The organism is Pseudomonas fluorescens, assembly GCF_902497775.2.
GTDB lineage: Bacteria > Pseudomonadota > Gammaproteobacteria > Pseudomonadales > Pseudomonadaceae > Aquipseudomonas > Aquipseudomonas putida_F.
On the sequence record NZ_OZ024668.1, the window covers coordinates 2,443,489 to 2,457,522 of the forward strand.

The 14,034-nt window shown below is 58.7% G+C and carries 10 protein-coding genes and 3 pseudogenes; 8 read left to right on the forward strand and 5 right to left on the reverse strand.

The window, feature by feature from the left end; all coding sequences use genetic code 11:
- The first annotated feature begins 225 nt into the window (after positions 1-225).
- The 3 genes from F8N82_RS11150 (at position 226) to yidD (ending at position 5,339) form a co-directional block, all read left to right on the forward strand.
- Entirely contained in the window at positions 226-4,485 is a 4,260-nt protein-coding gene (locus F8N82_RS11150; protein WP_338918708.1) for a DUF5801 repeats-in-toxin domain-containing protein, read from the forward strand.
- A gap of 408 nt (positions 4,486-4,893) precedes the next feature.
- Complete coding sequence (locus tag F8N82_RS11155) at positions 4,894-5,136, forward strand: hypothetical protein (protein ID WP_038995339.1); 243 nt, start codon at positions 4,894-4,896, stop codon at positions 5,134-5,136.
- Positions 5,133-5,339, forward strand: a complete 207-nt coding sequence (gene yidD / locus F8N82_RS11160; protein WP_200889122.1) for a membrane protein insertion efficiency factor YidD — start codon at positions 5,133-5,135, stop codon at positions 5,337-5,339. Before F8N82_RS11155 ends, yidD begins: the two co-directional genes overlap by 4 nt.
- Before the next feature lie 260 nt (positions 5,340-5,599).
- On the opposite strand, the pseudogene F8N82_RS11165 reads toward yidD, so the two are convergent.
- Positions 5,600-6,526, reverse strand: a pseudogene (locus tag F8N82_RS11165) (IS3 family transposase); the annotation flags it as partial.
- 340 nt (positions 6,527-6,866) lie between these two features.
- On the opposite strand from F8N82_RS11165, the pseudogene F8N82_RS11175 reads away from it, so the two are divergent.
- From F8N82_RS11175 to F8N82_RS11185, 3 genes and pseudogenes are all read left to right on the forward strand, one after another.
- Positions 6,867-7,037, forward strand: a pseudogene (locus F8N82_RS11175) (DUF3363 domain-containing protein); the annotation flags it as partial.
- A gap of 203 nt (positions 7,038-7,240) precedes the next feature.
- Positions 7,241-7,957, forward strand: a complete 717-nt coding sequence (locus F8N82_RS11180) for an AraC family transcriptional regulator (RefSeq protein WP_080764739.1) — start codon at positions 7,241-7,243, stop codon at positions 7,955-7,957.
- Positions 7,958-8,090: 133 nt separating this feature from the next.
- Positions 8,091-9,029, forward strand: a complete 939-nt coding sequence (locus tag F8N82_RS11185) for a DMT family transporter (protein WP_038995340.1) — start codon at positions 8,091-8,093, stop codon at positions 9,027-9,029.
- A 122-nt stretch (positions 9,030-9,151) separates the two neighbouring features.
- Here F8N82_RS11185 and F8N82_RS11190 read toward each other — a convergent pair whose 3' ends face one another.
- The gene (locus F8N82_RS11190) at positions 9,152-10,153 is read right to left on the reverse strand and encodes a zinc-dependent alcohol dehydrogenase family protein (protein WP_038995341.1); all 1,002 of its coding nucleotides are present in this window, start codon (positions 10,151-10,153) and stop codon (positions 9,152-9,154) included.
- Positions 10,154-10,271: 118 nt separating this feature from the next.
- Here F8N82_RS11190 and F8N82_RS11195 point away from each other — a divergent pair, with 118 nt between their 5' ends.
- Complete coding sequence (locus tag F8N82_RS11195; RefSeq protein WP_038999380.1) at positions 10,272-10,673, forward strand: winged helix-turn-helix transcriptional regulator; 402 nt, start codon at positions 10,272-10,274, stop codon at positions 10,671-10,673.
- Positions 10,674-10,688: 15 nt separating this feature from the next.
- Here F8N82_RS11195 and F8N82_RS27585 read toward each other — a convergent pair whose 3' ends face one another.
- The 3 genes from F8N82_RS27585 to F8N82_RS11210 form a co-directional block, all read right to left on the reverse strand.
- Entirely contained in the window at positions 10,689-10,838 is a 150-nt protein-coding gene (locus F8N82_RS27585; protein ID WP_256584628.1) for a DUF4113 domain-containing protein, read from the reverse strand.
- A gap of 127 nt (positions 10,839-10,965) precedes the next feature.
- The gene (locus tag F8N82_RS11205) at positions 10,966-12,432 is read right to left on the reverse strand and encodes a glycosyl hydrolase family 18 protein (protein WP_038995342.1); all 1,467 of its coding nucleotides are present in this window, start codon (positions 12,430-12,432) and stop codon (positions 10,966-10,968) included.
- A gap of 131 nt (positions 12,433-12,563) precedes the next feature.
- Positions 12,564-13,424 (reverse strand): CAP domain-containing protein, encoded by an 861-nt coding sequence (locus F8N82_RS11210; protein WP_038995343.1) that lies wholly within the window; start codon positions 13,422-13,424, stop codon positions 12,564-12,566.
- Positions 13,425-13,578: 154 nt separating this feature from the next.
- On the opposite strand from F8N82_RS11210, the pseudogene F8N82_RS11215 reads away from it, so the two are divergent.
- Positions 13,579-13,890 (forward strand): annotated as a pseudogene (locus F8N82_RS11215) (Tn3 family transposase); the annotation flags it as partial.
- Positions 13,891-14,034 lie beyond the last annotated feature (144 nt).

Consider the following 14,034-nt stretch of genomic DNA (forward strand, 5'->3'; position numbering starts at 1 on the left):
CCCGCAAACGATCAACCTCACGGGGAGAGGGACGCCGAATTCACCAACAAGATCGGTAGCGCGCGCCCAGATCATCTCGTTGGCCCTCCCAGGTAGGCTGAAACTCCCATTCGGCCTGGGAGAATCGGCCGATGCGCAATTCCCGACGCTTGTTCACAGTGGTGGCATGTAGCAGTAAAGGTCCACGCTCCGGCCCCTATGGCTGGGATTGTTCGGGAGAACGTTATGACTATCCGCAAAAAAATCGCATCGCCGACGAGCGATCTTACCGATGACACGGATGCCAACCTGCTTCCCATCACGGCCGTCACCGCCGACCAGACACATTCCGCCCCCGCCAGCACTGCCATCACCGCGGCGAGCACCCTGAGTGTCGTGGCGACGGGGGTGAACGTTTCGTTGGACGAAACAGCCGGTTTGCAGAACAGCACGGCCACCCCAGCCCCTGCGGGAGACGCTGACGACAATGACATTCTGCTGACGGCGCTGCCCTCGGCCTTCGCTACCCGGCTGACAGCGCTTGGGGCAGGCACCGCAACAGGTGCGGCCTTGAGTGGCTATACGGGGGCGGTGGGCAACACGGGCAGCAATGCGTTCACCATCACCGCAGCGCCCGGAGCCAGCGTTACCGATATCAGCTTCACCGACAGCCTTGGCGCAGCGCTCAATGGCCTGGACAGCGGACTCGATACCCTCAATGGCACCGATATCCTTCTTTATACCGATACCAATAACAACATCCTGCTCGGCCGAGCCGGGGGCCCGGCCGGCGCGATCGTGTTCGCGGCCTACATTGAAGAAACCGGATCACCGGCCACCGGCGGCAAGATCTGGACCGTGGAATACCAACCGCTCAAGCATCCGGACGCCAGCAACCCGGACGATGCCCTCAACCTGCTGAACAAGGTGTTCATCGGTGCTAGCCAGGACCTGGTATTCAGCCTGGCCAATGCGCCTTCCGGGCAAAACCTGTTCCTGATGTTCACGACGGCGAGCCCGACCGTTGTCGACGTAGGTGGGGTCTTGCGGATCACGGACCCGACAATTATCGCCACCGGCAAGAACCCCGCTGACCAGTCGAGCGGCGCCAATATAACGACTGGCGACACGATCAATACCAGCCAGGCGGGTGGCCCGACCACCTTCGGCACCAACAATCAGATGATTACGGAACAGGAAGGCATCCGCTTTTCGTTCGTCACCGGTGCCAGGCAGAATGTGACCATTCCCAACCTGGATCAGAACGAAGCCGATGTTGAATCCAACATCGACTTCACCGCCGTGTTCAATACGAGGTCGGCCACTTTCGACGTCGTGCAGTTGCAAAGTGGTAAGAGCGCGGTGGTAAAAATCAGCGCATTCAGCACCGCGGCTGAACCTGGCGTGAATTTCATCAACGGCTATGTGGGTGATACATCGGTTGCAATCGGTAATGTCCGCGTCATCAACATCAGCACCGGGCTGGTGATCGAGAACTCGGACGGATCGGCGAATGATCCGGCCATTGTCATCAGCTTTGCTTCCGGGGTTGCAACCATCACCGGCGTTAAAGCCGGCTACAAGATTGAATACACCACAACGACAGACCACAATCGCGTGCTCATCGAGAACGGCGCGGCCACCGACGCCAAGGGCAATAACCACGCCGATTTCGATATCGGTGGCTTCAAGCTGCTCCAAGCCTCTACTACGACCGCCGAAATTGGTTCGAAGATGATCTTCGAGGACGACGGCCCGAGCATCAGCACCACCGGCACGGAACCGACGCTGACAGTCGACGAAACCGTGCTGGCAACCAACGCCACGCAGAGCTTCGCCGCCAACTTCACCTCGGCGTTCGGCGCCGATGGCGCCGGTACGTTGACCTATGCCCTGGGCGTGGTAGCGGGGGCTTCCGGGCTGACCGACTCCGCTACCGGTGAGGCAGTGAATCTGTCGCTCAATGGCGGCGTGGTGGAAGGCCGCACGGCCACGACTAACGAACTGGTGTTCACCGTCAGCGTCGCCACCAACGGTGACGTCACCCTTGACCAACTGCGCGCCGTGGTACACCCCAACACGACCAATCCGGATGACTCGACCAGCCTGACCTCGGACAACCTGGTTACCCTCACCGCAACCAAAACCGACAGGGACGGCGACAGTGCCCAAGCCACCCTCAACATCGGGCAAAACCTGGTGTTCAAGGACGACGGCCCGAGCATCAGCACCACCGGCACGGAATCGACGCTGACGGTAGACGAAACCGTGCTGGCGACCAACGCCACGCAGAGCTTCGCCGCCAACTTCACCTCGGCGTTTGGCGCCGATGGCGCCGGTACGTTGACCTATGCCCTGGGCGTGGTAGCGGGGGCTTCCGGGCTGACTGACACCGCCACCGGTGAGGCCGTCAACCTGTCGCTCAACGGCACCGTAGTCGAAGGCCGCACCGCCACGACCAACGAGCTGGTATTCACCGTCAGCGTCGCCGCCAACGGTGACGTCACCCTCGACCAACTGCGTGCCGTAGTACACCCCAACACGACCAATCCGGATGATTCGACCAGCCTGACCTCGGACAACCTGGTTACCCTCACCGCAACCAAAACCGACAGGGACGGTGACAGCGCCCAAGCCACCCTCAACATCGGGCAAAACCTGGTGTTCAAGGACGACGGCCCGAGCATCAGCACCACCGGCACGGAACCGACGCTGACAGTCGACGAAACCGTGCTGGCGACCAACGCCACGCAGAACTTCGCTGCCAACTTCACCTCGGCGTTCGGCGCCGATGGCGCCGGTACGTTGACCTATGCACTGGGCGTGGTAGCGGGGGCTTCCGGGCTGACCGACTCCGCTACCGGTGAGGCAGTGAATCTGTCGCTCAATGGCGGCGTGGTGGAAGGCCGCACGGCCACGACCAACGAACTGGTGTTCACCGTCAGCGTTGCCACCAACGGTGACGTCACCCTTGACCAACTGCGCGCCGTGATCCATCCCGACGCGACCAATCCGGATGATTCGACCAGCCTTGCGTCCGACAACCTGGTCACTCTCACCGCAACCAAAACCGACAGGGATGGCGACAGCGCCCAGGCCACCCTGAATATCGGGCAGAACCTGGTGATCAAGGACGACGGCCCGGCACTCGCCTTTGGCAACCTGATCGGGACCGGTAGCGTCCTTGCGCAATACGGCTTCTGGAGCATGGCCGCCGGCGCCGATGGACTGGGGGCGACGGGTCTGAACATCTCGTTGGTCAATGGCCAGTTCACCCTCGTCAGGCCCGACAACACGACCACGACCGGGACCGGCACGCTCACCGAACTGGTGCCCTCGCCGGACGTCAATGGTGCGTACCAGTTCGCCGGGACGTTGACCGGCGACTTCGACAACAACGCAGCAACGGCAGACACCACCGTCGACTACACGCTGACCGCCTATGCCAATGGCAGCTATGCACTGGATCTGGTGCAAGGTTTTGCTTCGACGATCGTGCTCAGCAGTGCCGACGGCTCGCTCGGTGCCGGCGGCCCGGACCCCGTGCGCACCTTGTTGATTCCGGCGCAGGATCCGCCGACCATTCCTTCGCCATCTGAGGAGATTGTGTTCTTCGGTGTTAACGCGACCACTAGCGCAAGCGATTTATTTTCTGCCATCGCCCCGGGAGCGCCTGACCTCACCGAAGCCCAGATAGAGGCTGGCGGGTTTGCATTCATCGGCAGCGCGAACATGAACGTCAGCACGTCCGGCATTGGCATTGCCAACAACAACCTGGATGGCAACGGGACGGCAGGCATCAATGCCGGCGATGAGAGCTTCGTCATCAACCCCGAGAGCCTGTTGACCGGCATGAAGATTTTCATCGACAACTCGGTGCAGGGGTACAACCCGGCAACAGAGGAGCTGTACTACACGATCTTCTACGATGACGGCACGACATCAGGTTCACCGACGAAAGTGCTTGCCGCCGATCTGACCGCGGAGGCTGGAGGGCAGACGTCCTTCATCATCGAAAGATCGGATTCCAAGCTCATTGACGCGGTCCAGCTCACCATGGGCCTGGGCGTGATCAAGATACCGGTGATCCAGTTCATCCAGGAGAGCGAGAGCCTGGCCAGCGATATCAAGCTGGCGTTCAATGCGACGCTGACGGACAAGGACGGGGACACAGCGACGAGTGCATTCGACGCCAACCTGTTCGCCAACGACTCGGCCGAGGCAACCTTCGACTTCACCCTGGTCGGTACGGGCAGTGCGCAGGATGCCTTCAACATCGATCTGTCGGTCGCCGAGAACCTGTACCAGGTCACCGGCTTCGATGCGGGCCTGAGCCTGCGCGACACGCTGGTGCTCAACGGCGACCAGAGCGCCGTTGTCCAGTCGATCGACAACAGTGGCGCAAACAGCATCGTGACGGTTGCCGAGACTGGCGGACAAACAACGACCATCACCTTGGTCGGAGTCGACCTTCTCAATAGCGACATTGTGTTTGGCGGCGCCTGAGGCAGCGTACGCGTGACAGGCGAGGGCGGCATGGAAACTGCCCTCGGTAACGCCCAGACCGGTGGTTGGCAGTAGGCCGGAGCAGGGGGCCTGTGGCTATCCACTTAGGCGGCTGTATCGCATGACAATTATAACTCAACTAAATAGTCATTTAGTTGAGTTATAATTTATAGCTATTAATGGGAGGGAGGGAGGAGAGTGGCTCACCAGGTGATCAAGGGTAGCTCATCCTTGAGCGCTATCTATCAGGCATGTGCGGTATCGTTCAAGGGCGTTCCAGAAGTACGTGTAATCGGTAACAAACCCCGGAGCTGGAGTCCTAGCTGTCAGGTGGCTACCATTGAGGCCATTTTGCTGACCAGTATGCCTAGCAAGATGCCAATCAAGCCCTGACGCAAGGAAAACGCGATGTACGTATACAAAATGGTCCAAGTCCCACCGAACATTGAGGTTCAGGCGAGCAAGCATCGCGGCAATGAAGCTGCGGTCTACCTAGAAAAGGTCGTCAATGAATATGCAGCTGAGGGCTGGGAGTTCTACCGGATCGACTCGATCGGCGTCTCGGTGAAAGCTGGCTGCTTCGACGCACTGTCGGGGAAAAAGGATTCGATGGCCAGCTACTACGTCATTTCTTTCCGTAAGCCGCGGTGATTTCCTGGATTTCCGTTCGTGCCATTCACTTTTATCAACGCGTTGGTCCCAGCCGACTTAGGGATGCCTGTAGGTTTGAGCCGAGCTGCTCAAATTACGCGTTGCTGGCAATCGAAAAGCACGGCGCAGTGCGCGGATGGAAAATGGCCTTGAACCGTATCCATCGGTGCCGATTCCCGAACGGTGGTGAAGACTACCCATGATGACTGTCCAGCATTTGCTGGATGCTTGACGCTCCAGGTCGGAGCAAAGGCTTTGACCTGGTTCGAAAATCGCGCCTCTCGGCCCCCGACCCTCTATAGAACACTTCGCATAATGTATATTATGTTAAATAAGGTGCTATGTCAGATATGTTCATGAGCGTGTTAAACCACTGATTCGACAAACCCGCTTCTGGCATCCACTCTCTCAGCGGGCCATGTACTTCGTGTTCATGGTTAGTCGTTGATGAGGTGGCTTTCGATCAAGCTGATTCAGTGCCGTGAATCGCCCCGGATTCTCTAGACACACGCTTTTCAAACTCTACCGGTGACAGCTGATTGTTGAAACCATGGCGACGTTTTACGTTGTAGAACATCTCGATGTAATCGAACACATCACTCCGAGCATCTTCCCGCGTGGTGTAGACTTTTCGCTTGATCCGTTCCCGTTTCAGAAGCTGGAAAAAGCTCTCGGCCACGGCGTTGTCATGACAGTTGCCTCGGCGACTCATGCTGGCAACCAAATTGTTTGCCTTCAAAAAGCTGCGCCAATCGGAGCTGCTGTACTGGCTGCCTTGGTCGGAATGAACTATCACCTCTTGCTTCGGTTTACACCTCCAAACCGCCATCAACAAAGCATCAATAGCCAAATCACTGGTCATCTGCGACTTCATTGACCAGCCAACGACCTGACGAGAATACAGATCCAGCACCACCGCCAAATACAACCAGCCTTCATACGTACGAATGTAGGTGATGTCGGTGACCCAAACCTTGTTGGGTTCCACGACATCGAACTGGCGCTTCAACAAATTGGGTGAGGCGACCGCTGGCTTACCGCCGTACTTTCCAGGGCGGCGTCGATAACCTGTCTGAGAGCGCAGCCCTTCAAGACGCATCAGCCTTGCCACACGATGGCGCCCGCAAACTTCACCGACCTCGCACAGATCGTCATGGATTTTGCGATAGCCATAAACGCCGCCACTTTCCAGCCATGAATGCTTGATCAAACCCAGCAGTCGCTGGTCGTCTTTGGCGCGTGCAGATTGCGGCGCAGACAACCAGGCGTAATAACCGCTGGGATGGACTTTCAGCGTCAGGCAAAGCCGTCGAATCGAATAGTCGCCGGCGCGCTGCTTGATAAAGGCGTACTTCAGCCGCACTCCTTGGCAAAGTACGCGGCGGCTTCGGCTCTTTCACACTGTTGTGGCTGGATTGGTCCGGTTACCCGCAGCCGATTCCTTAATAACGCAGCCGATTCTATGAATGTCTAATCGAAGACGGCTTCGCCCAAACCAACCCGTTTCGGCTGCTTAAAAAGATTATTTATTGTTGCCACGCTGTTTGCCATGTACCTGCGCGCGTCAGATCTCGCAGGACGAAAGAACTGGAAACCCACTATGGGTGACTTCCGCTTAGATGATGAAGGCAACTGGTGGTACCACGCGATTGGCAAAAGCAACAAGTCGGCAAAGATTGCCGTGCGGGATATCTACGTGGAGTGGTATTTAAAACGTTATCGCCGCGCTAATCATGCTGGCAAGCGGGCGCTACGCGATGCTCGACGACGGCATGGGGTTCTCACTTGTGCCGTGGCGTCCGGTGATCGAACAGCGCCTGGGGCAGCAGCTCACTGCGACGATGCGCGGCGGCGGATTATCGTGGGAGATTGGACGATCACGAGGGCCATCAGTCGGCTAGCCCCCTGCTCTGCCGTGGGCGGCAACGAAGCGCGGCCGCTCTCCGGTCATCGAACGCGCATGCTTTGGCGAGAAGCAGGCCGAACGAAGACGCTTTACTGGATTAATCTGTAGCCATTGAGCGATTGCAACGTGCGAGATTCTGTTTTGGCAAAAAGTGTAGATAGACGCGACTACGAGAACGCAGGCCGCCCCATTGTGGTCATGGCGAAGGACTATCCGGCCGCCTATGCCGTGTCGCCGCATACCCATCCCTGCGGGCAGCTCATCTACGCGGTTTCCGGCGTCATGGAGATTCGAACGGACGCGGGCCTGTGGCTGGTGCCGCCGCAACGCGCCTTGTGGATGCCTGCGGGGATTTCCCATGCCATGCGTACCCGAGGCAGCCCGGTGGCACTGCGCACGGCGTATGTGCGCCTGGATCGGTGTCCGGCCGATGCGCCCGGGCAACCCGGCGCAGTACAGGTTTCGAGCCTGCTGCGCGAACTCATCCTGCGTGCGGCCACGATTCCCCTTGACCATGCCGAGGACAGCCGGGAGGGCCGCATCCTGGGCCTGATCCTCGAAGAGATTGCCTGGTCGCCGGAACAAGGGCTGCATTTGCCCACCGGCCGCGACAAGCGCCTGGCGGCGACCTGCGAAGCCATCCTGGCCAACCCCCAGGACAACCGCACGCTGGACGACTGGGCCAGCCAGCACGGCGCGACAGCGCGCACCCTGTCGCGCCTGTTCACTGCTGAACTCGGGGTGCCTTTTCAAGTGTGGCGACAGCAGGCGCGCGTGATGGCGGCGCTGCCGCGCCTGGCCGCGGGCGAACCCGTGACGACCGTGGCACTGGAGATGGGCTACGACACACCGGGCGCGTTCTCGGCCATGTTCAAGCGGCTGCTTGGCGCGTCGCCCAGCCGCTACTTTCCGTAGGTCGGCTGGACGTGCGCTTGTCCTGTTTGACGTAGAAATTGTCTTTCTGCGCGAAGCGCGACGAGTGACGGGAAACCACACTGTCGAGTGACACGGCGGCATACCGCCCGCCGCCACGCTCAATAGGAAGTTCATGAACCCGCGTGTAGCGCAACGCCGCTATCTCCTGCTGATACTCAGTTCCACCTTTCTGCAAGGCTCGTCCTTCGTGGCCAGCAAGGTCGTCCTGACCGAATTGCCGCCGCTGTGGCTGGCGGCGCTCCGTTTTTTCGTGGCGTCCCTGACGCTGTTGCCCTGGTTGTGGCTACGCCGCCGTGCCCGGATCGCTGCCGGCACGGCGGTTCCGGTCGCCGCCATGCCCTGGCTGCGGCTGACCATCATCGGCCTGTTGCAGACGGCGGGTGTCATGGCGTTCCTGACGATGGGCCTGACGCAGACCACCGCCTCCAAGGCGGCGATCCTGATGGCCAGCAATCCGCTGCTGGTGGCGCTGCTGGCCGGCATCCTGCTCAAGGAGCGGGTACGTCCCCTGGCCTGGTTGGGCCTGCTGCTGGCCTTCGCCGGCGTGGTGGTCTGCATCGGGGTGCAGTCGGTGATGAGCGGCGCGATCGGCCACGGAGAAGCGCTGGTCATGGCGGGCTCGGCCTGCTGGGCGTTCGCCACGCTGGCCAGCAAGCGCTTTCGCCTGGCCGTCGATACCTGGACGCTGGCGTTCTGGCAAATGTTCATGGGTGCCCTCGCCCTCGCCCTGCTGGCCGCCTGGCGTGGCGAGTCGTTCGCCATGCCGGCCCATACGGCGGTCGCGTTCCTGTGGCTGGCCATTCCCGCTTCGACGGGCGCGATGGGATTGTGGTTTGCGGCACTGCACACGGGCGGCGCCGTCCGCACCAGCGGTTTCCTGTTTCTGTGTCCATTCTTCGCCGCCCTGATCGTCTTCGCCCTCAGTGGCGAAATGCTCTCCACCCACGAAATGCTGGGCGGCGTGATGATCGCCGCAGGCATTGTCTTGCTGTCCCGGACACCTGCCGCGCGGCCCGCCAGCCGTGTTGCTTCCCTGGAGACCTCTCCATGACATCCCCTCTATCTCTTCCCTCCATGCGGCTGCGGCGAACTCCTTTGCTGCGCGACATGGTGCGCGAAACGCGGCTGGGCGCCGACGACCTGATTTATCCCGTCTTCGTGGAAGTCAGAACGTTACTCGATATCGATGACGACCTTACCCACGGCCTTACCAGAACCCTGCAAAACCTGTGCAGCTTGGGCTTGCGCTAGCCCAAAACGGTGAGGATCCATCAGCGGTTTGAGCTTGCCTGCTTCTGCGAGCCGCGTCGCATGACGCAGGAGTTGACCGTGATGTGCACGCCCTTCCCCGCTGAGCATTGGCAAAAGGACGAATATGCCTGACAGAGTCACGCAGCGCAGTGAGCCAGGGGCCAGATTGTGGGAGGCGAAAGCAAAACAACTGGCGACATGGCCATAGGGTTTGGTAGCAACAAGGGAGTCGTCCAGGCTCTGCCCGCCAACGGTGTCATAAACGATGTCGAACCCTTTGCCTTCGGTGAAATCCGCAACGTATTCGTCGACAGTTTTGGCGTTGTAATCAATAGGCGTAGCGCCAAAAGATGCCACGATTTCTTGCTTGCCAGCGGACGCTGTCGCGTACACGTCAGCGCCGTGTGCTACCGCAATCTGGATTGCTACATGGCCGACTCCGCCAGCGCCGCCTTGCACCAACACACGCTGGCCGGCTTGGACACCGGCGCGATCTACCATGCCTTCCCAGGCGGTCAAAAATACCAGCGGAATTGCCGCGGCTTCGCGCATCGTGAGATTCTTCGGTTTCAACGCCAGAAGTGCTGCGTCGACCGCAGCATATTCGGCCAGCGAGCCCTGCAGCCCCCGAACGCCTCCGGTTAGCCCGTAAACCTCATCCCCCACGTTGAAGGCCGTCACCTCAGGCCCAATCTCTACCACTACGCCTGCAAGGTCGGTACCAAGAATCGCGGGCAGCTCCGGCATGGCATACGGTGCAAGTCCCTGACGAATCATATTGTCGATTGGGTTAACACCGCTGGCTACAATCCGCACGAGTACCTCGCCCGCCCGTGGAGAGGGACGTTCTACAGTTTTCTCCACCAATGCCCCGGTAGCGTAGTCGTCTAGCACCAAGGCTCGCATTGTGGACTGGCTGCTCATTCTGGTCTCCGTTGAGGTTATTTACAGTGTGCAATCTAGGGATTAGGGTGAGCTTGAGCCTTTAGGTATCATCTGTCGATTAGGCACTTTTTTGAAACGTAGGCACCCAATGGTAACCATGACTAAACCAACTGTTCGCAATCCAGGAAATCCCCTGTTGGTCTGTGAGCAATGCCCACCTCGCAGAATTCACGCTCTCTTGGCCCCCAAATGGTCGTCCATGGTGATTTATGTGCTGAGTTTCGGCTCGATGCGAACAGGCCAGCTTCAGCGTTCGATGCCGGGAATTTCAAAGAAGATGCTTACCCAGACGCTGCGCGAGCTGGAGAGTGATGGTTTGCTCGAGCGCAAGGTGCACCAGGTGGTGCCACCCATGGTCGAGTATTCACTCACTGAGGTGGGGCACAGATTTGTAGAGCCGCTGATGGCGCTCTATGAGTGGGCGGAAGATAACGCGGATCTTCTGGATGAGATTGAGACAAATCGGGCGGCTGCGGGCGGTAATTTAGAGGCCAGTTAAAGCCACACAACCTCACTATTGATGTGGCCATTGCCAGTTGTACCTGTGCATCAGAAATCGGCCAATATTCTGCTGTGCCAACGAAGCGCTCATATCGACAGGCGCGCTCGCCAACCGCATCGTCCCCCTTCCCCACCTACCGTTTAGCGCATCGAGCACGCCCATCAGTTTTTCACTCGCCACTGGCTGAGCAACTGCGAAAAGGTCACCCGTGATTTCGTTCGCCTGGCTAAGGTCGGGATATCCGCAAGCATTGAAAGCCCGGCATTCAAGCCGGGCTTTGCATAGCACTCTAAGCGCGCCGTTTGATTGCGACCTTCGACCAAAGGGTAAAGGCGACGGGTGGTGTCCAGCCTGAGTTTGAAGTGTGCTCTTGCAGGCACACGTAATTATTGCCTTCGAACGTCACGCCATCCTCCTTGCGATACAGATGGTTCAACTGCCATTCGGGGAACTCTGGATCCGTGATGTCTCCAGCCGTTCGAACGCTCAGGATCTTGCTCGGAAGCGACTCATTTCCCTGGGAGTCTGTTGCCGTAACAAAATAGCTGTACTGAGTGCTCGGCGTCAGGCCTGTGTCCTTCAGCGTTAAAGCTGCCGCCTGGCCTATCGCAGCCCCATTTCGGTATAGCGTGTAGGTCTCGATCGGACGAGGGCCGCTTGAAGCTCCCCAACTCAAGGTCATACTCGTGTCGGTTACGTCGCTGGCGAACAGATTCGCGGGAGCCGTTGGCCGGTCACCAGGCTCCGCCTCGCCGTGAATTAACGGTGCGTAACGATCATAGAACTCCCAGTTGTAGGGAACATTGTTCTTGGTAATGCCATCGTCCCAGTTGATAGACCAGGTCATCAACCCTTTGATGGAATGGCCGGCAGTATCGAGACGCTTGAATGCATTTACAACTGCAGCAGGATCAATCACATAGCCAGTGGCCGCAGCGTCATTATTGGCCGGTAAGCCAATGACAAATTTATCTGCGGGGATGGCGATGTAGTCCCGAGTGCCCGTCACCAGGCTTTCGGTCAGGTAGTAGAGGAAATCCTCTTTCATCTCATCATTGTTTTGTGCGATCCAGGCACCTTGACCACCGTTGGCCTCCTGAACCCAGATCCCATCGCCACCTTGGTTGTAGTATTGAGGCGCGATGAAGTCATAGTACCCCTCAAGGGCGTGAATGTAGGCAACGTACTTGCCGCCAACTCTGAGGTAGGGAAACTCGGGTGCCATGCTGATGATGAAATGTTTCCCTTCGTCCTTGTAGTGATCCTTCACCAGTTTCAAGGCCGCCGGCAGCACCGTCTTGTTGTCAGCAAAATCAATGGCGCTTTGCTCCAGGTCGATATCCAACCCATCAAAACCGTAGACTTCAACCAAGCGAATGATTTCATTCGCCAGTGGCTGCTCATCCCCCTTGTGCAACTCAATATGGGCGTCGGCGCCGCCCAATGAGATCAACACAGCCCGTCCCTGGCTGTTCAGCACGCCAACCTGACGGCGAAACTCATCGTCGGAGAGGTTGTAAGGTTTGAAGGTAGGAATACCTTGGCCTTTCATGAACGCTACAGCAACAACGTTGTAGTCCTTGGGTACATCCACCACATCCAGATTGGCAAACTGCCCACCTTGATAGCCATCACTATGGCCGGCTGGCCAGTTATGCCAGAAACCCATCAGGATTTTTTTATTGGCAATACTCGGCATCAAGGATGCTGAATCACTTACTTTGGACTTCAGCGATGAAAAGTCAATATCAGTCATAGTTCTATTCCTTCAGAACTGTCTATAGATTGGTTCATTCCTTTGATCAATTGATCTCTCCCCTAGAGGAGAACTTTCAGGCTAGCGCAAGGATTTGGATTGTCCACCCTAAAAAAGGGGCTCGCCCTCCCTCAAGGCGCGCCGAACAGCATGGTCCAATACACGCCCTCATCACTACGCGAGTTCACGGCATAGGCCGCGCCCACTTGGGTAAACATCGGGTTCATCAGATTGGCGCAATGCCCGGGGCTGGCTAGCCAGCCTGCCATCGCCTTACTTGGTGAGCCCTGTCCAGCGGCGATATTCTCGCCGATCTGACGGCCTCGGTAGCCGGCATCCCGCGCCCGGTCTGCCGGCAAGTCACCGTCGGGGGCACGATGGGCGAAGTAATTGTCGTTGGCCATCGCCCGGCTGTGTCTTTGCGCCGCCGTCCCCAAGGTGGTATTCCAGGTCAACGGACGTGCCGCGGCGAAGCGCTGGCGACCACACAGGCGCGGCTTCGCCCGTGCGGCGTTGACCTGTGCCAGCAACGCTTTGCTCGCAGATCGCCCATCGCCGAGCTGGGCATCGAGCAAGGGGCGCGCCAGCACCACCCGCCACTCGTTGCGGGCGCGACTGACGCCGATATCGGCAAATTGGCTATCGAGCAGGGCTGCGCAGTAGTCGCTCTGGAGCATGTCAAAGGCCTCCTCGGCATCTTGCACGCCGACCAGACGGATGCTCCGCACCGTCACCGCCTGGTAGCCGGCGGCTTTCAACCTTTCCCGCAAACCGCCGCCATAACCGATCGGTAATGCCAGGTTCGACTTCAACGCCAGCGGCGTCGAGACCCGAACCACGCGCCTCTCGCAGCGCTGGGGCTGGGCGCGGTAGTCGTTGATGGCCTCCACCAGTTGCCTTTCCCCGTTGGCATGGGCGGGGCTGGCGAGCAAGGGGAACAACGCAATGAGGCAGAGCGAGACAAAGCGGGAGCAGCGGACGGCTTGGCGCATGGGGTGAACAGCTCTGATGGGATGACGGCGGTAATGCCGAAAAAAGGCTCGGCTAAGACTGCGATCCTCAACACAAGGTTCACGAGCAAAGGGTACAAATTTATTGTTGGAGCAATGCGTCCATTCCAGGCTAATGAGGGCCGCTGCGTTCGTCGTACGCCGTTTTCTTCCCGACCTATTGAAGCATATTCGCTTCGGCTTCGGCCCGGCTGGCAAGGGCGTGGGGGCCAGTCTGGACTGGTTGCAATTGAATCTACCTCGTCGGAAACCGGAAGATGATGCTCCGCAGGAGATTATGGCCAAGGCTTGGCAGCAGCACATCACCAGAGAAGATGGCACCCTCGACATGGGCGCCTATGTATTCTGTACGCTTGATGCACTGCGCACCGCCCTACGTCGCCGCGATGTCTTTGCTTCACCCAGTTGGCGCTATGCCGACCCGCGTATAGGCCTGCTCGATGGTGCTGGCTTGAAGCCCAACGGAACGGAAATCTACGCTAAGGTCCGTCGTCCCGTTCCGAGGGCTGTTTTCAATTTGGAGCAGTCGTCCATCAAGTTACTTAAACTTGATCAGCACGGCTACAACTACCATCCAAGCGAAGGAGATGAC